The sequence below is a fragment of the Streptomyces sp. NPDC090798 genome, assembly GCF_044768965.1.
GTDB lineage: Bacteria > Actinomycetota > Actinomycetes > Streptomycetales > Streptomycetaceae > Streptomyces.
In genome coordinates this window covers 344,949-362,262 of record NZ_JBIVXA010000001.1, presented here as the reverse complement: position 1 = coordinate 362,262, position 17,314 = coordinate 344,949, and the positions used below count along the sequence as shown (strand labels likewise).

Sequence of the window (17,314 nt, the reverse complement as noted above, 5' to 3'; positions counted from 1 at the left end):
ACGCCATGACCGCGCAGACCGACACCCCGGGTTCCGTCACGACCGTCTACCAGGTGAGCGGAATGAGCTGCGGGCACTGTGAGGGCTCCGTCTCCGGCGAGATCTCCGAGATCCCCGGGGTCACCTCGGTTAAGGCCGTCGCCGCCACCGGCGAGGTGACCGTGGTCTCCGCGGCGCCGCTCGACGAGGAGGCCGTGCGCGCCGCCGTCGACGAGGCGGGCTTCGAGCTCGCCGGCAAGGCCTGAGTCACCGGCCTCGCACTCACCAGTCGCTCCCCCGCGCCTTCCAGTTCCCCGCATCACCTGCATCGCCCGTTCACCCCGTATCACCCGCATCGCCCGTTCACCCCGCACCACCCAGCACTTCACGCAGCTCTCCACACCGGGCCGTACCGACCAGCTGATACTGGCTCCGTACGGCCCGGCTCATTCCATGGAGCCCGACCATGACCACCGCAGCACCCGACCCGGCCATAACCGTGACGACCCCGGCCACCGCGACAGCCGCGCCGTCGGAGGTGGAGCTCACCATCGGCGGAATGACCTGCGCCTCCTGCGCGGCCCGTGTCGAGAAGAAGCTCAACCGCATGGACGGCGTCACCGCCACGGTCAACTACGCGACGGAGAAGGCGAAGGTCTCGTACCCGGTGGGGGTACAGGTCTCCGACCTCATCGCCACCGTCGTGAAGACGGGATACACGGCCGAGGAACCCCCGCCCCCGCGCCTCGAAACGCCGGAACCGGCCACCGACCCCGGCGCCGCCGACGAGGACCCCGAACTCGTCTCCCTGCGCGAACGGCTCGTCGTCTCGGCCCTGCTCGCGCTCCCCGTCGTCCTGATGTCGATGATCCCGGCGCTGCAGTTCGACAACTGGCAGTGGCTCTCGCTGACCCTCGCCGCACCCGTCGTGGTCTGGGGCGCGCTGCCCTTCCACCGGGCCGCGTTCACCAACGCGCGCCACGGCGCGGCCACCATGGACACCCTCGTCTCGGTCGGCACGCTCGCCGCGTTCGGCTGGTCCCTGTGGGCGCTGTTCTGGGGGCGCGCGGGCATGCCGGGCATGCGGCACGGCTTCGACCTCACCGTCTCGCGTACGGAGGGGTCGTCGACGATCTATCTCGAAGTCGCCGCGGGCGTGGTCGCGTTCATCCTGCTGGGCCGCTATCTGGAGGCCCGCTCCAAGCGGCGGGCCGGAGCCGCGCTGCGGGCGCTGATGGAACTGGGGGCCAAGGACGTCGCGGTGCTACGGGACGGCCGTGAGGTCCGTATCCCGGTCGCGCGGCTGGCGACGGACGACCGTTTCGTCGTGCGGCCCGGCGAGAAGATCGCCACCGACGGGACGGTGGTGGAGGGTTCCTCCGCCGTCGACGCCTCCATGCTGACGGGCGAGTCGGTGCCGGTGGACGTGACGGTGGGTTCCGCCGTCATCGGCGCGACCGTGAACGCCGGCGGACGGCTCGTCGTCGAGGCGACCCGGGTCGGCGCCGACACCCAACTCGCCCGGATGGCCCGGCTCGTCGAAGACGCGCAGAACGGCAAGGCCGAGGTGCAGCGCCTCGCCGACCGGATCTCCGGGATCTTCGTGCCGGTGGTGCTGGTGATCGCGCTCGGCACCTTCGGGGTGTGGCTCGGCGTCACCGGCGACACGGCCGCCGCCTTCACCGCGGCCGTCGCGGTGCTGATCATCGCCTGCCCCTGCGCCCTCGGCCTCGCGACCCCGACCGCCCTGATGGTCGGCACCGGCCGCGGCGCCCAACTCGGCATCCTCATCAAGGGCCCCGAGGTCCTGGAGTCCACGCGCCGCGTCGACACGGTCGTCCTGGACAAGACCGGCACGGTGACGACGGGACGGATGACACTGCGGGAGGTGTACGTCGTCGCCGGCACCGACGAGAAGGAGCTCCTGCGGCTCGCAGGCGCCCTGGAACACGCCTCCGAGCATCCGGTGGCCCGGGCGATCGCCGCGGGCGCCCAGGAGCGGGCCGGTGACCTTCCCCCGGTGGAGCACTTCGAGAACGTCCCCGGGCTCGGCGTACGCGGGCGCGTGGAGGGTCACGACGTCCAGGTGGGGCGGCTCCACGAAGGCGAACTCCCGGAGTCGCTGGCCCGCGCCAAGGCCGAGGCGCAGGCGGAGGGACGTACGGCCGTCGTGGTCACCCGGGACGGGGTGGCACTCGGTGTCCTGACCGTCGCCGACGCGATCAAGGAGACCAGCGCCGAGGCGGTGCGCGCGCTGCGCGGCCTGGGGCTCACACCGGTCCTGCTGACCGGGGACAACCGGGCGGTCGCCCAGTCCGTGGCGCGTGCCGTCGGCATCGACCCCGGGGAGGTGATCGCCGAGGTGCTGCCCGAGGACAAGGTCGCCGTCGTCAAGCGCCTCCAGAGCGAGGGGCGGACCGTGGCGATGGTCGGCGACGGGGTGAACGACGCGGCGGCGCTCGCCACCGCCGACCTGGGCCTCGCGATGGGGACGGGCACGGACGCGGCGATCGAGGCGAGCGACCTGACGCTGGTCCGGGGGGATCTGCGGGTGGCGGCGGACGCGATCCGGCTGTCACGCAAGACCCTGTCCACGATCAAGGGGAACCTGGTGTGGGCGTTCGGATACAACGTGGCGGCGCTGCCGCTCGCCGCGGCCGGACTCCTCAACCCGATGATCGCGGGGGCCGCGATGGCCTTCTCGTCGGTGTTCGTGGTGACGAACAGCCTTCGACTCAGGACATTCTCATGACGACAGAGCAAGAGTCCCCCTAGAGTCCAACGGGAGCCTCACATAAGCTCTTCACAAGGCTCGCGCATCTTCCTTACGCTTGGGCCTCGATTGCCATATCAGGCTCTTGCGTATCTTCAGGACATACGCAAGAGACGCAGATCACAGTGATGTGAACGTAACCACCGAAGGGGTTCGTGAGTCTAAGTTGGCGATGCCGGAGACGTCTTGGGGGGCGTCTCTGACATCTGGGGATGTCTTGGGGGACGTTCCCGGAACTGCGTTGCCGGGGCACGTGCAGCGGGGAGCTTTGAGCGGCCCTCCCGTCGGTACGGGTCCCGGCAGACCGCACCCCAGCAGTACATGAGCACCGCAGTAGTACAGAGAGTTTTGCTCGTTTTGCTCACGGCCGGTCCGGTCAGCCCGGTCGGCCGGGAGCAACGCGACGGCACGCTCGCAGCGATTCAGGCGCTGTCCCACAGACGCCCGGCCGGATCCCGTGGGGGGAATCCGCACCGGGACAAGGAAAGCGCCCTGACTGCCGGCCCGTGGGGGGACCGGTAGCAGGGCGCTTTCCGTTTTCTTTTGAGGACTCGGTTCGCCTCAGGGCACCGTGAGCGACCTGGGCCTAGCGGGCCTCGACCGGGACGAAGTCGCGCAGGACCTCGCCCGTGTAGATCTGGCGCGGGCGGCCGATGCGGGAGCCGGGCTCCTTGATCATCTCGTGCCACTGGGCGATCCAGCCCGGGAGGCGGCCGAGGGCGAACAGGACCGTGAACATCTCGGTCGGGAAGCCCATGGCGCGGTAGATCAGACCGGTGTAGAAGTCCACGTTCGGGTAGAGGCTGCGCGAGACGAAGTAGTCGTCGGAGAGCGCGTGCTCCTCCAGCTTGAGCGCGATGTCCAGCAGCTCGTCGGACTTGCCGAGCGCCGAGAGGACATCGTGCGCCGCCGCCTTGATGATCTTCGCCCGGGGGTCGAAGTTCTTGTAGACGCGGTGGCCGAAGCCCATCAGACGGACGCCGTCCTCCTTGTTCTTCACCTTGCGGATGAAGGAGTCGACGTCGCCCCCGGAGGCCTGGATGCCCTCGAGCATCTCCAGCACGGACTGGTTGGCGCCACCGTGCAGGGGGCCCCACAGCGCGCTGATGCCGGCGGAGATCGACGCGAACATGTTCGCCTGCGACGAGCCCACCAGGCGCACGGTGGAGGTCGAACAGTTCTGCTCGTGGTCGGCGTGCAGGATGAGCAGCTTGTCGAGCGCGGCGACGACGACCGGGTCGAGCTCGTACTCCTGGGCGGGGACCGAGAAGGTCATGCGCAGGAAGTTCTCGACGTACCCGAGGTCGTTGCGCGGGTAGACGAAGGGGTGACCGATCGACTTCTTGTAGGCGTACGCCGCGATCGTCGGAAGCTTGGCAAGAAGGCGGATCGTCGAAAGGTGACGCTGCTTCTCGTCGAACGGGTTGTGGCTGTCCTGGTAGAACGTCGACAGGGCGCTGACCACCGACGACAGCATCGCCATCGGGTGGGCGTCGCGCGGGAAGCCCTGGAAGAAGCGCTTGACGTCCTCGTGCAGCAGGGTGTGCTGCGTGATCTCGTTCTTGAAGGTGGAGAGCTCGTCCACGTTCGGCAGTTCGCCGTTGATCAGCAGAGAGGCCACCTCAAGGAAGGTGGAGCGCTCGGCCAGCTGCTCGATCGGGTAGCCGCGGTACCGGAGGATGCCCTGCTCACCGTCGAGGTAGGTGATCGCGGATTTATACGCGGCGGTGTTGCCGTATCCGCTGTCCAGCGTCACCAGCCCGGTCTGGGCGCGGAGCTTCCCGATGTCGAAGCCCTTGTCGCCGACGGTGCTGTCGATCACCGGGTAGGTGTACTCGCCATCGCCGTACCGCAGTACTACAGAGTTGTCGCTCACGTCATCCCTCACCGACGTTGTGCCTCTTCTTCGAGGTGCCCTGACTGTCTCTACCATCCCCCATTTGGCCCTGGAGAGTGCACTCGGGGTCGACCATTGGGCCTATTGGCGGCACTCAGTGCCGCCAACCTGCTCATCCTGCCCCCCTTCGCCCTGGTTCCGGAAGTGCTGTGTGACCTTTGCGACTCATTTGATCGATCATTTTTTGTGATGCCTGGGGCGGAGGGGTCGGCGCGGTCGCCCAGTGGCCGTTCAACGGTGCCGCGCGAGGTCTCTCGCCCCCGCCGCCCCTACCCGTTCCCATCCCCCCGGGGCTCCGCCCCGGACCCCGTGGGGCGCCTTTTTCGGCTGCGGGTGAGTGGGGGCCGGTCGCGCAGTTCCCCGCGCCCCTGAAAGCCTGAGGCCCTCACGTGGTGAGGCGGTGGTCGAGGGATGTGTGTCGGCGGCCCGCCGACACCGTGCGGACCGCCTGGCCGATCGCCTTGCGGGAGCCGACCAGGACGACGAGCTTCTTGGCCCGGGTGACCGCCGTGTAGAGCAGATTGCGCTGGAGCATCATCCACGCGCCGGTGGTGACCGGGATCACCACCGCGGGGTACTCACTGCCCTGGGAGCGGTGGATCGTCACCGCGTACGCGTGGGCCAGCTCGTCGAGTTCGTCGAAGTCATAGGGAACCTCCTCGTCCTCGTCCGTCAGCACCGTCAGACGCTGCTCCTCGGAGTCGAGCGAGGTGACCACGCCCACGGTGCCGTTAAAGACGCCGTTCTCCCCTTTTTCGTAGTTGTTGCGGATTTGGGTCACCTTGTCGCCGACCCGGAAGACCCGGCCGCCGAAGCGTTTTTCCGGCAGGTCGGGGCGGCCGGGCGTAATCGCCTGCTGCAACAGGCCGTTGAGGGTGCCCGCGCCCGCCGGGCCGCGGTGCATGGGTGCCAGCACCTGGATGTCCCGGCGCGGGTCGAGCCCGAACTTGGCCGGAATCCGCCGTGCCGCCACATCCACGGTGAGCCGCCCGGCCTCCTCGGTCTCGTCCTCGACGAAGAGGAAGAAGTCCTTCATGCCGTCGGTGACGGGGTGCTGCCCGGAGTTGATCCGGTGCGCGTTCGTTACCACTCCGGACTGCTGGGCCTGGCGGAAGACCTGGGTCAGACGGACGGAGGGGATGGGGCTCCGGTCGGCGAGCAGATCGCGCAGGACCTCGCCGGCGCCGACGCTGGGGAGTTGGTCGACGTCCCCGACGAACAGCAGGTGGGCGCCCGGCGGCACCGCCTTGACCAGCTTGTTGGCGAGGAGGAGGTCGAGCATGGAGGCCTCGTCCACGACCACCAGGTCGGCGTCCAGCGGCCGGTCCTTGTCGTACGCCGCGTCCCCGCCCGGCTTGAGCTCCAGGAGCCGGTGCACGGTGGAGGCGTCCGCTCCGGTCAGCTCGGCGAGTCGCTTGGCGGCGCGGCCCGTCGGCGCCGCGAGCACGACCTTCGCCCGCTTGGCACGCGCCAGCTCCACGATCGAGCGGACCGTGAACGACTTGCCGCAGCCGGGGCCTCCGGTGAGCACCGCGACCTTCTTGGTGAGCGCCAGCCGGACGGCTTCCTCCTGCCCGGGCGCCAACTCCGCGCCCGTACGCCCCTTCAGCCAGGTCAGTGCCTTGTCCCAGGCCACGTCATGGAAGCCGGGCATCCGGTCCCCGGTGGTGCGCAGGAGGCGCAACAGCTGGGCCGAGAGGGAGAGTTCGGCGCGGTGGAAGGGGACCAGGTAGACGGCCGTGACCGTGTCCGGGCCGCCGTCGGGACCGGGGACCTTCTCGCGTACGACGCCCGGCTCCCGTACGCCACCGGGTTCGCCCTCGTCCTCGGTCGGCTCCGCCAGTTCCGCGAGGCATTCGATGACCAGGCCCGTGTCCACCTGGAGCAGCTTCACCGCGTCGGCGATCAGCTGCTCCTCGGGGAGGAAGCAGTGGCCCTGGTCGGCGGACTGCGACAGGGCGTACTGGAGGCCCGCCTTGACGCGCTCGGGGCTGTCGTGCGGGATGCCGACGGACTGGGCGATCTTGTCGGCGGTGAGGAAGCCGATGCCCCAGACGTCGGCGGCCAGGCGGTAGGGCTGGTTCTTGACGACCGAGATCGACGCGTCGCCGTACTTCTTGTAGATGCGCACCGCGATCGACGTCGACACCTCGACGGTCTGGAGGAAGAGCATGACCTCCTTGATCGCCTTCTGCTCCTCCCATGCGTCGGCGATCTTCTTGGTGCGCTTGGGGCCGAGGCCGGGGACCTCGATGAGGCGCTTCGGCTCCTCCTCGATGATCTGGAGCGTGTCCAGCCCGAAGTGCTGGGTGATGCGGTCGGCGAAGATGGGGCCGATGCCCTTGACCAGACCGGAGCCGAGGTAGCGGCGGATGCCCTGGACCGTTGCGGGCAGGACGGTCGTGTAGTTCTCCACCGTGAACTGCTTGCCGTACTGCGGGTGGGAGCCCCAACGGCCCTCCATCCGGAGCGACTCGCCCACCTGGGCGCCGAGGAGCGCGCCCACGACGGTGAGCAGATCGCCGGCGCCGCGGCCGGTGTCCACCCTCGCGACCGTGTACCCGTTCTCCTCGTTGGCGTACGTGATCCGCTCGAGCACGCCCTCGACAACCGCCAGTTGCACCTGCCGGTTCCCCGCCTGATTGGACATGATCCGAAGGTACCTGTGCCGACTGACAGCCGGGCGCCGCGGCGGACGGCACCGGCTCCTGTCCATGGGGCCGCGTCCGGATCACCCTCACTCCGCTCATCCGAGCCTGATTCATCACGATCCGGTCTCGGCATGTGGTTGAGGTCTTGATTAATACCCGTGTAATCGATTCCAATCCTCCGTGTAATCGATTCCACGAGGAGGTGGAGCGGCGATGGCGAGCATCAAGGACGTTGCCGCCGAGGCCGGCGTATCCGTCGCCACGGTCTCGCGCGTCCTGAACGATCATCCGTCGGTCAGCGAAGACGCACGCACCCGCGTGCTGGCCGCCGTACAGACCCTGGGCTACCGCCCGAACGCCGTCGCCCGCTCCCTGCGCACCGACCAGACCCGCACCCTCGGCCTGGTCATCAGCGACGTACTCAACCCGTACTTCACCGAGCTGGCCCGCTCCGTCGAGGAGGAGGCCCGCGCCCTCGGCTACAGCGTGATCATCGGCAACGCCGACGAACGGCCGGACCTCCAGGACCACCACGTACGGACCCTGCTGGACCGGCGGATCGACGGACTGCTCGTCTCCCCCGCCGACGGCGGCTCCCCCGGAATGCTGGACGCCGCGCGGGCGGGGACGCCGATGGTCTTCGTGGACCGCTGGATCCCGGGCGTGGACGTGCCCGTCGTACGGGCGGACGGCCGGACGGCGGTCCGGGATCTCGTGGCGCATCTGCACGGGCTCGGACACCGCCGGCTCGCGATCATCGCGGGGCCCGCGGCGACCACCACCGGCAGCGAGCGCGTCGAGGCCTTCCGGGAGGCCATGGCCGAGCACGGGCTGCCGCTCCCGGACGCCTACATAGGCCAGGGCGACTTCCAGGCCGAGAGCGGGCGGCGGGTCACCGAGGGCTTCCTCGACCTGCCCGAGCCGCCCGAGGTCGTCTTCGCCGCCGACAACCTGATGGCGCTCGGCGCGCTGGACGCGGTCCGCGCGCGCGGGCTGCGGGTTCCCGAGGACATCGCGCTCGCGGCGTTCGACGACATCCCGTGGTTCGTGCACACCGATCCGCCGATCACCGCGGTCGCCCAGCCGACCGGCGAGCTGGGGCGGGCCGCCGTACGCGCGCTCGTCGACCGGATCGAGGGGCGCCCCCCGCAGTCGGTCACCCTCGCCGCCCGTCTCGTCGTCCGCCGTTCGTGCGGCGAACCGGCCCCCACCCCGCACTCCCCCGTAACGAACAGGAGTAAGTCGTGAGCAACCAGGACGAGTTGCTGCGCATCGAGGGCATCCGAAAGACCTTCCCCGGCGTGGTCGCGCTCGACAGCGTCGACTTCGATCTGCGCCGCGGCGAGGTGCATGTGCTGCTCGGCGAGAACGGTGCCGGCAAGAGCACGCTCATCAAGATGCTCTCGGGCGCCTACCAGCCCGACTCCGGGCGCGTCCTCGTCGACGGCGAGGAGGTGCGCGTCCACGGTGCGCAGGACTCCGAGCGCCTCGGGATCGCGACCATCTACCAGGAGTTCAACCTCGTTCCCGATCTGACGGTCGCCGAGAACATCTTCCTGGGGCGGCAGCCGCGCCGCTACGGGCTGATCGACCGGAAGGGGATGGAGGCCGAGGCCGCCGAACTGCTGGAACGGGTCGGTGTCAGCGTCTCCCCGCGCGCGCGGGTGCGTGAACTCGGTATCGCACGTCTCCAGATGGTCGAGATCGCGAAGGCGCTGAGCCTGAACGCCCGCGTTCTGATCATGGACGAGCCGACCGCGGTGCTCACCTCCGAAGAGGTCGAAAAACTCTTCGCCATCGTGCGCCAGCTGCGCGAGGACGGTGTCGGCATCGTCTTCATCACGCACCACTTGGAGGAGATCGCCGCCCTGGGGGACCGGGTCACCGTCATCCGGGACGGCAAGAGCGTCGGGCAGGTCCCGGCCTCCACCACCGAGGACGAGCTCGTACGGCTCATGGTGGGGCGGTCGATCGAGCAGCAGTACCCGCGCGAGCGGGCCACTGGCGACAAGGGCTCCGGGGCCGCCCTGCTGACCGTCGAGGGGCTGACCCGTGACGGGGTCTTCCACGACGTGAGTTTCGAGGTGCGGGCCGGTGAGGTCGTCGGCATCGCGGGGCTCGTGGGGGCCGGGCGCACGGAGGTCGTACGAGCGGTCTTCGGGGCCGATCCGTACGACAAGGGGGCCGTCAAGGTCGCCGGTCGCCAGCTGCGGCGGCACGACGTGAACGCGGCGATGGCGGCCGGGATCGGGCTCATCCCCGAGGACCGCAAGGGCCAGGGGCTGCTCCTGGACGCCTCCGTCGAGGAGAACCTCGGCCTGGTCACCATGCGGGCGGCGACCCATGGCGGGCTCGTCGACCTCAAGGGCCAGCGGGAGGCCGCCGCGCGGATCGCCGAGCAGCTCGGCGTCCGGATGGCCGGTCTCGGCCAGCACGTGCGCACCCTCTCCGGCGGCAACCAGCAGAAGGTCGTCATCGGCAAGTGGCTGCTCGCCGACACCAAGGTGCTGATCCTCGACGAGCCGACCCGTGGCATCGACGTCGGCGCCAAGGTCGAGATCTACCAGCTCGTCAACGAACTGACGGCCGCCGGCGCGGCCGTCCTGATGATCTCCAGCGATCTGCCCGAGGTGCTCGGCATGAGCGACCGGGTGCTGGTGATGGCCCAGGGCCGGATCGCGGGCGAGCTGTCCGCCGACGAGGCGACCCAGGACTCCGTGATGGCACTCGCCGTCAGCACACCGACCACCAACTCTGTTACCGCTGTGGAGGGCTCCCGTGGCCACTGACACGCTCAAGAGCACTACGGGCGCGAGTGGCGCCTCGGCGGTCCGCCGCCTTCTGCTCGACAACGGGGCGCTCACCGCGCTCATCGCCCTCGTCATCGCGATGTCGGCGCTGTCCGGCGACTTCCTGACGACGGACAACCTGCTCAACATCGGCGTCCAGGCGGCCGTGACCGCCATCCTCGCCTTCGGTGTGACCTTCGTGATCGTCTCGGCGGGCATCGACCTGTCGGTCGGCTCGGTCGCCGCGCTGTCCGCCACCGTCCTCGCCTGGATGGCGACTTCCCAGGGCGTCCCGGTCTGGATCGCGGTGATCCTCGCGGTCGCGACCGGCATAGCGTGCGGCCTGGTCAACGGCGTCCTGATCTCGTACGGGAAACTGCCGCCGTTCATCGCGACGCTCGCCATGCTGTCGGTGGGCCGCGGTCTGTCCCTGGTGATCTCGCAGGGCTCCCCGATCGCCTTCCCCGACTCGGTCTCGCACCTCGGTGACACCCTCGGCGGCTGGCTGCCGGTGCCTGTCCTGGTGATGGTCGTCATGGGCCTGATCACCGCCCTGATCCTGGGCCGTACGTACATCGGCCGCTCCATGTACGCGATCGGCGGCAACGAGGAGGCCGCGCGCCTCTCGGGTCTGCGGGTGAAGAGGCAGAAGCTCGCGATCTACGCCCTGTCGGGTCTCTTCGCGGCCGCCGCGGGCATCGTGCTCGCCTCCCGCCTGTCCTCCGCGCAGCCGCAGGCCGCGCAGGGCTACGAACTGGACGCGATCGCCGCGGTCGTCATCGGCGGCGCCTCCCTGGCGGGCGGCACCGGCAAGGCGTCCGGCACGCTGATCGGCGCCCTGATCCTCGCGGTGCTCCGCAACGGTCTGAACCTGCTCTCCGTCTCCGCCTTCTGGCAGCAGGTCGTCATCGGTGTCGTGATCGCGCTGGCGGTGCTCCTCGACACGGTGCGGCGCAAGGCCGGGGCGACTCCGGTGGCCGCCGGGGCGGGTGCGCCGGGCGGCAGGGGCAAGCAGGCGGCGACGTACCTCATCGCGGCCGTGGTCGCGGCGGCCGTCGTCGGTGCGATGTCCTTCCTGCACAACGGCTCCTCGTCGGCGACGAAGAAGGTGGGCCTGTCCCTCTCCACCCTGAACAACCCGTTCTTCGTGCAGATCAAGTCGGGTGCCCAGCAGGAGGCGAAGAAGCTCGGCGTGGACCTGACGGTCACGGACGCGCAGAACGACGCCTCGCAGCAGGCCAACCAGCTCCAGAACTTCACCAGTTCGGGTCTCGGTTCGATCATCGTCAATCCGGTGGACTCGGACGCGGCGGGCCCGGCGGTCCGCTCCGCGAACAAGGCCGGCATCCCCGTCGTCGGCGTGGACCGCGGCGTGAACAAGGCCGACACGGCCGCGCTGGTCGCCTCCGACAACATCGCGGGCGGCAAGCTCGGCGCCAAGGCGATGGCCGAGAAGCTGGGCGGCAAGGGCAAGATCGTGATCCTGCAGGGCCTGGCCGGGACGTCCGCGAGCCGCGAGCGCGGCGCGGGCTTCGCCGAGGGTCTGAAGGCCTACCCGGGCATCGAGGTCGTCGCCCGGCAGCCCGCGGACTTCGACCGCACCAAGGGGCTCGACGTAATGACGAACCTGCTCCAGGCGCACCCCGACATCCAGGGCGTCTTCGCCGAGAACGACGAGATGGCGCTCGGCGCGATCAAGGCGCTCGGCTCCAAGGCCGGCACGTCGGTCTCGGTCATCGGCTTCGACGGCGAACCGGACGGTCTGAAGGCGGTCAAGGACGGCACGATGTACGCGTCCGTGGCCCAGCAGCCGACGGAGCTCGGCCGGATCGCGGTGGAGAACGCGCTGAACGCCGCCGAGGGCAAGAAGGTCGAGAAGACGGTGATGGTGCCGGTGAAGGTGGTCACGAAGGAGAATGTGGCCGGCTTCGGCGGATGACCTGAGCGGGCCGCCCGGGCAGCGCGACACGGACTACCTCCGCGCGCCGCCGGGCGGCTCACGCCGTTGCCTCAGCTCACCTTTATAGGGAGAAAGTTCATGTACGACTACGACCTGCTGGTCGTGGGATCGGCCAACGCCGACCTGGTGATCGGGGTCGAGCGGCGACCCGCGGTCGGCGAGACGGTGCTCGGCTCCGACCTCGTCGTCCACCCGGGCGGCAAGGGCGCCAACCAGGCGGTCGCCGCCGGCCGCCTCGGAGCCCGTACGGCGCTGCTGGCCCGGGTCGGCGACGACGCGCACGGGCGGCTGCTGCTCGACTCGCAGCGGGCGGCCGGGGTCGACACGGCGGGCGTGCTCGTCGGCGGGGCGCCGACCGGGGTCGCGCTCATCACGGTGGACCCCTCCGGGGACAACAGCATCGTGGTCTCGCCGGGTGCCAACGGCCGTCTCACACCCGAGGACGTACAGGCCGCCGGAAACCTCCTGGCGGCCTCCCGGGTGGTCTCGGCGCAGCTGGAGATCCCGCTGGAGACGGTCGTGGAGGTCGTACGGAATCTCGCTCCCGGCAGCCGATTCGTACTGAACCCGTCGCCGCCGCGCGCGCTGCCCGCCGAGGTGCTCGCGGCCTGCGATCCGCTGATCGTGAACGAGCACGAGGCGCGGGTGATCGTCAGCACGGATCTCGGGGACTCTCCGGAGGACTGGGCGTCCGCCCTGCTCGCCCTCGGCCCGCGCTCGGTGGTGATCACGCTGGGCGCGCGGGGCGCGCTGGTGGCTTCCGCCGAGGGCGCCGCGCGGGTGCCGTCGGTGAAGGTGGAGACGGTGGACACGACGGGCGCGGGGGACGCGTTCACGGCGGCGCTGGCGTGGCGGCTCGGGCTCGACGAGCGTCTCGCCGACGCGGCCGCGTACGCCGCCCGCGTCGGTGCGGCGGCGGTCACCCGCGCCGGCGCACAGGAGTCCTTCCCGACGGCCGAAGAGGTCGCGTCGCTGTGAAGAAGGCCGGAATCCTGAACCGCCACCTCTCGGGCGCGCTGGCCGAGCTGGGCCACGGGGACGGGGTGCTCGTCTGCGATGCCGGGATGCCCATCCCCGCCGGTCCGCGCGTCGTGGACCTGGCCTTCCGGGCCGGGGTGCCGTCCTTCGCCGAGGTGCTCGACGGGCTGCTGGAGGAACTCGTGGTGGAGGGCGCCACGGCCGCGCGCGAGGTCCGCGGGGCGAACCCGGAGGCGACGGCCCTGCTGGACGCCCGTTTCCCCGAGTTGTCGACGGTCTCCCACGAGGAACTGAAGTCGCTGTCGGCGGGCGCGAAGCTGATCGTCCGCACGGGAGAGGCACGGCCGTACGCGAATGTGCTGCTGCGCTGCGGGGTGTTCTTCTAGGTCCGACGGGTTCGGCCCCGTGTCCGACATGCTTCGAGGGGCCCGGTCCGTCGACCGGGCCCCTCGGATTTCCCCTCCACCATCAGAACCCCCGCGATCCCCCCAGATCCCCCCCCAGAAGTCCTGATGCCAAGTACGACCCACAAGGTGGGCGAAGGGTTGCACGGTCTTCTCGGATTTTTCGGCGTGCCGACGAACCGGGGCGGACGTAGCGTTTCAGGCATGAGCGAATCCGGTTCCTCTTTCGAGGACGACGTGCTCGGTGAACTGGGCGACGACAAGCTCCAGGAGATCGCGGGGCTGCTGGGGACCGACGCGGCAGGTGCCCAGGAGGTGGTCGGGACCACGGTCTCGGCACTCGCCGGCCCCGTACAGGAGGAGGCCGCGGCGGCGCCCGAGGAGGAGGCCCCGCTGCAGGGCGTGTCCACCCTGGGCGGGTTCGCCACCGGCGGTCTCATGGCCGGGGTGCTGGCCAAGGTGAGCAAGCCGGTCGCGAACGCCATCGCCAAGAAGACGGGGATCCCGGCGGCCACGGTCACCCGTGTCATCGAGATGCTCGTCCCGGTCGTACTGACGGTCCTCAGCAAGCGGGCGGCACGCAAGAGGTGACCGAGAAGTGACAGCGGCCGCCGACGGGGCTACCCCGCGTGCTCCACGAACCGTGCCGCCGTCTCCGCCAGCACCTCCCGCCCGTCCCGCGCCCACAGCCCGTCGTTGAACAGCTCGACCTCGATCGGCCCGGAATATCCCGCCGCCTCGACGTACCCCCGCCACTCCCGCATGTCGATCGAACCGTCGCCGATCTGACCGCGGCCGTTGAGGACGCCCTCGGGCAGCGGAGTCGTCCAGTCCGCGAGCTGGAAGGTGTGGATACGGCCGCCGGCGCCCGCGCGGGCGATCTGGGCGGGAGCCGTGTCGTCCCACCAGATGTGGTAGGTGTCGACGGTGACGCCCACCTGGTCCGCGGGGAAGCGTTCAGCGAGGTCCAGGGCCTGGGCGAGGGTGGACACCACACAACGGTCCGCGGCGTACATGGGGTGGAGGGGCTCGATGGCCAGCCGCACACCCCGCTCGGCGGCGTACGGGCCCAGCTCCCCCAGCGCGTCGGCGATCCGCTCCCGCGCGCCGTGCAGGTCCTTCGAGCCGGCCGGCAGCCCCCCGGAGACCAGTACCAGGGTGTCGGTGCCGAGGGTGGCGGCCTCGTCGACGGCCGCACGGTTGTCGTCGAGCGCACGCGTCCGCTCCCGCGGGTCGATCGCCGTGAAGAAGCCGCCACGACAGAGCGTGGTGACGGCCAGACCGGCGTCGCGGACGAGCTTGGCGGTGGCGTCGAGGCCGTACGACTGCACGGGTTCACGCCAGAGTCCGACGCCCGGGACCCCCAGCTCAAGACAGCACTCGACCAGTTCGGGCATCGACAGTTGCTTGACCGTCATCTGGTTGATGGAGAAACGGGCGAGACCGATCATGAGGTCACTCCATACAGGGCCAGCAGGGTCTTCATCCGGGTCTCGGCGAGTTCCGGGTTCGGGAACAGGCCCAGGGTGTCCGCCAGTTCGTACGCCCGCGCGCAGTGCGGCAGCGAGCGGGCCGACTGGAGTCCGCCGACCATGGTGAAGTGTTCCTGGTGCCCTGCCAGCCACGCCAGCAGGACGACGCCCGTCTTGTAGAACCGGGTCGGCGCCTCGAAGAGATGGCGGGAGAGCTCGACGGTGGGGTCGAGAAGCTCACGGAAGCCCTTCACATCCCCGGTGTCGAGCACCCGTACCGCCTCCGCCGCGAGCGGGCCCAGCGGATCGAAGATGCCGAGCAGGGCGTGACTGAAGCCCTGCTCGTCGCCCGCGATCAGCTCGGGGTAGTTGAAGTCGTCACCGGTGTAGCAGCGGACGCCCTGCGGCAGACGGCGGCGCAGGTCGACCTCACGCCGGGCGTCGAGGAGGGAGACCTTGATGCCGTCGACCTTGTCCGGGTGGGCCGCGATGACCTCCAGGAACACGTCCGTCGCCGCGTCCAGGTCGCCGGACCCCCAGTAGCCCTCAAGGGCCGGGTCGAACATGGGGCCGAGCCAGTGCAGGATCACGGGCTCGGCCGCCTGGCGGAGCAGATGCCCGTAGACCTCCAGGTAGTCCTCGGGCCCCTTCGCGGTCGCCGCGAGCGCCCGGGAGGCCATGAGGACGGCCTGCGCCCCCGACTCCTCGACGAGGGCGAACTGCTCCTCGTACGCCGTGCGTACCGCTTCGAGCGATGCCGGGCCGGTGAGCTGATCGGTGCCGACACCGCACGCGATCCGGCCCCCGACCGCCTTCGCCTCCGCCGCCGACCGGCGGATGAGTTCCGCCGCGCCCGCCCAGTCCAGGCCCATCCCGCGCTGCGCGGTGTCCATCGCCTCGGCGACGCCGAGCCCGTGGGACCACAGGTGGCGGCGGAAGGCGAGGGTGGCGTCCCAGTCGACGGCGGCGGCCGAGTCGGGCGAGACGTCCGCGAACGGGTCGGCGACGACATGCGCGGCCGAGAAGACCGTACGAGAGGTGAAGGGTGCGCCGGTGGCGAGGGCGAGCGGGTCGGCCCGCGGCTCATATGCCTTCAACCGCCCGCCGACGGACGGCAGTTGGATGGTCACAGCGAGATCTCCGGCACGTCGAGACGGCGGCCCTCGGCCGAGGACTTCAGCCCCAGTTCGGCGAGCTGGACGCCGCGGGCGCCGGCGAGGAGGTCCCAGTGGTAGGGGGCGTCGGCGTACACATGCCGCAGGAACAGCTCCCACTGCGCCTTGAAGCCGTTGTCGAACTCGGCGTTGTCGGGGATCTCCTGCCACTGGTCGCGGAAGGAGTAGGTGGCCGGGATGTCAGGGTTCCAGACCGGCTTGGGGGTCGCCGAGCGGTGCTGGACGCGGCAGTTGCGCAGCCCGGCGACGGCCGACCCCTCCGTCCCGTCGACCTGGAACTCGACCAGCTCGTCACGGTTGACGCGCACCGCCCAGGAGGAGTTGATCTGGGCGATGGCGCCACCCTCCAGCTCGAAGACGCCGTACGCGGCGTCGTCGGCCGTGGCGTCGTACGGCTTGTCCTGCTCGTCCCAGCGCTGCGGGATGTGGGTGGCGGTGAGCGCCTGGACGGAGGTGACCCGGCCGAACAGCTCGTGCAGCACGTACTCCCAGTGCGGGAACATGTCGACGACGATGCCGCCGCCGTCCTCCGCGCGATAGTTCCAGGAGGGCCGCTGGGCGCTCTGCCAGTCGCCCTCGAAGACCCAGTACCCGAACTCCCCGCGGATGGAAAGAATCCGCCCGAAGAAGCCCCCGTCGATGAGCCGCTTGAGTTTCAGCAGCCCCGGGAGGAAGAGTTTGTCCTGCACCACCCCGTGCTTGATGCCCTTCTCATGGGCGAGACGGGCCAGCTCCAGGGCGCCGTCGAGGCCGGTGGCGGTGGGCTTCTCGGTGTAGATGTGCTTGCCCGCGGCGATGGCCTTCTTGATGGCCTCCTCGCGGGCGGAAGTCACCTGGGCGTCGAAGTAGAGGTCCACGGTCGGGTCGGCGAGGACCTCGTCCACGTCCGTCGACCAGTGCTCCAGGCCGTGCTGCTCGGCGAGCGCCTTCAGCGCGTGCTCGCGGCGGCCGACGAGGACCGGCTCCGGCCACAGCACCGTGCCGTCGCCGAGGTCGAGGCCGCCCTGGTCGCGCAGGGCGAGAATCGAGCGGACGAGGTGCTGGCGGTAGCCCATGCGCCCCGTCACGCCGTTCATGGCGATGCGCACCGTCTTGCGTGTCACGTGATTCCCTTCGTACGCGGGTTCCGCGCCGCGTACGCCCCACTGGTGAACGTGACAGCAAGCGCTTTCTACACAAGAAGAAGTTAGCCTCTGTCGAGCCGATTGGACAAGACCATACGGACGACGAGATGTT

General features: G+C 70.0%; 13 protein-coding genes. 8 read left to right on the top strand and 5 right to left on the bottom strand.

Translation table 11 applies throughout. From position 1 onward, the window contains the following. The first annotated feature begins 5 nt into the window (after positions 1-5). Both ACIQTP_RS01515 and ACIQTP_RS01510 read left to right on the top strand, forming a co-directional pair. Entirely contained in the window at positions 6-245 is a 240-nt protein-coding gene (locus tag ACIQTP_RS01515; RefSeq protein WP_402041505.1) for a heavy-metal-associated domain-containing protein, read from the top strand. Positions 246-445: 200 nt separating this feature from the next. Then, complete coding sequence (locus ACIQTP_RS01510) at positions 446-2,731, top strand: heavy metal translocating P-type ATPase (protein ID WP_403395188.1); 2,286 nt, start codon at positions 446-448, stop codon at positions 2,729-2,731. A gap of 607 nt (positions 2,732-3,338) precedes the next feature. Here ACIQTP_RS01510 and ACIQTP_RS01505 read toward each other — a convergent pair. Further along, positions 3,339-4,628 carry a citrate synthase gene (locus ACIQTP_RS01505; protein ID WP_403395186.1) on the bottom strand — a complete coding sequence of 430 codons (1,290 nt, stop codon included), beginning with the start codon at positions 4,626-4,628 and terminating at the stop codon, positions 3,339-3,341. 406 nt (positions 4,629-5,034) lie between these two features. Continuing rightward, positions 5,035-7,299, bottom strand: coding sequence for an ATP-dependent RecD-like DNA helicase (locus ACIQTP_RS01500; RefSeq protein WP_403395184.1), 2,265 nt, complete (start codon positions 7,297-7,299; stop codon positions 5,035-5,037). A gap of 214 nt (positions 7,300-7,513) precedes the next feature. Here ACIQTP_RS01500 and ACIQTP_RS01495 point away from each other — a divergent pair, with 214 nt between their 5' ends. From ACIQTP_RS01495 to ACIQTP_RS01470, 6 genes are all read left to right on the top strand, one after another. After that, positions 7,514-8,548: a LacI family DNA-binding transcriptional regulator gene (locus ACIQTP_RS01495; RefSeq protein ID WP_060901924.1), complete on the top strand. Its 1,035-nt coding sequence runs from the start codon at positions 7,514-7,516 to the stop codon at positions 8,546-8,548. After that, entirely contained in the window at positions 8,545-10,089 is a 1,545-nt protein-coding gene (locus tag ACIQTP_RS01490) for a sugar ABC transporter ATP-binding protein (RefSeq protein ID WP_403395182.1), read from the top strand. The genes ACIQTP_RS01495 and ACIQTP_RS01490 overlap by 4 nt, the downstream gene beginning before the upstream one ends. Further along, positions 10,079-12,028 carry a substrate-binding domain-containing protein gene (locus ACIQTP_RS01485; RefSeq protein ID WP_403395180.1) on the top strand — a complete coding sequence of 650 codons (1,950 nt, stop codon included), beginning with the start codon at positions 10,079-10,081 and terminating at the stop codon, positions 12,026-12,028. Before ACIQTP_RS01490 ends, ACIQTP_RS01485 begins: the two co-directional genes overlap by 11 nt. 99 nt (positions 12,029-12,127) lie before the next feature. Next, entirely contained in the window at positions 12,128-13,027 is a 900-nt protein-coding gene (locus ACIQTP_RS01480; RefSeq protein WP_403395178.1) for a ribokinase, read from the top strand. Further along, entirely contained in the window at positions 13,024-13,413 is a 390-nt protein-coding gene (gene rbsD, locus ACIQTP_RS01475; RefSeq protein ID WP_402041480.1) for a D-ribose pyranase, read from the top strand. The genes ACIQTP_RS01480 and rbsD overlap by 4 nt, the downstream gene beginning before the upstream one ends. A gap of 222 nt (positions 13,414-13,635) precedes the next feature. Beyond that, positions 13,636-14,022, top strand: a complete 387-nt coding sequence (locus ACIQTP_RS01470; protein ID WP_403395176.1) for a DUF937 domain-containing protein — start codon at positions 13,636-13,638, stop codon at positions 14,020-14,022. 29 nt (positions 14,023-14,051) lie between these two features. Here ACIQTP_RS01470 and ACIQTP_RS01465 read toward each other — a convergent pair whose 3' ends face one another. Genes ACIQTP_RS01465 through ACIQTP_RS01455 form a run of 3 tightly spaced genes read right to left on the bottom strand, consistent with a single transcriptional unit; the run spans position 14,052 to position 17,181 of the window. Further along, complete coding sequence (locus ACIQTP_RS01465) at positions 14,052-14,882, bottom strand: sugar phosphate isomerase/epimerase family protein (RefSeq protein WP_403395174.1); 831 nt, start codon at positions 14,880-14,882, stop codon at positions 14,052-14,054. Next, complete coding sequence (locus ACIQTP_RS01460) at positions 14,879-16,033, bottom strand: dihydrodipicolinate synthase family protein (RefSeq protein ID WP_403395173.1); 1,155 nt, start codon at positions 16,031-16,033, stop codon at positions 14,879-14,881. The genes ACIQTP_RS01465 and ACIQTP_RS01460 overlap by 4 nt, the downstream gene beginning before the upstream one ends. After that, entirely contained in the window at positions 16,030-17,181 is a 1,152-nt protein-coding gene (locus ACIQTP_RS01455) for a Gfo/Idh/MocA family protein (protein ID WP_168491754.1), read from the bottom strand. The genes ACIQTP_RS01460 and ACIQTP_RS01455 overlap by 4 nt, the downstream gene beginning before the upstream one ends. Between the last annotated feature and the right edge of the window lie 133 nt (positions 17,182-17,314).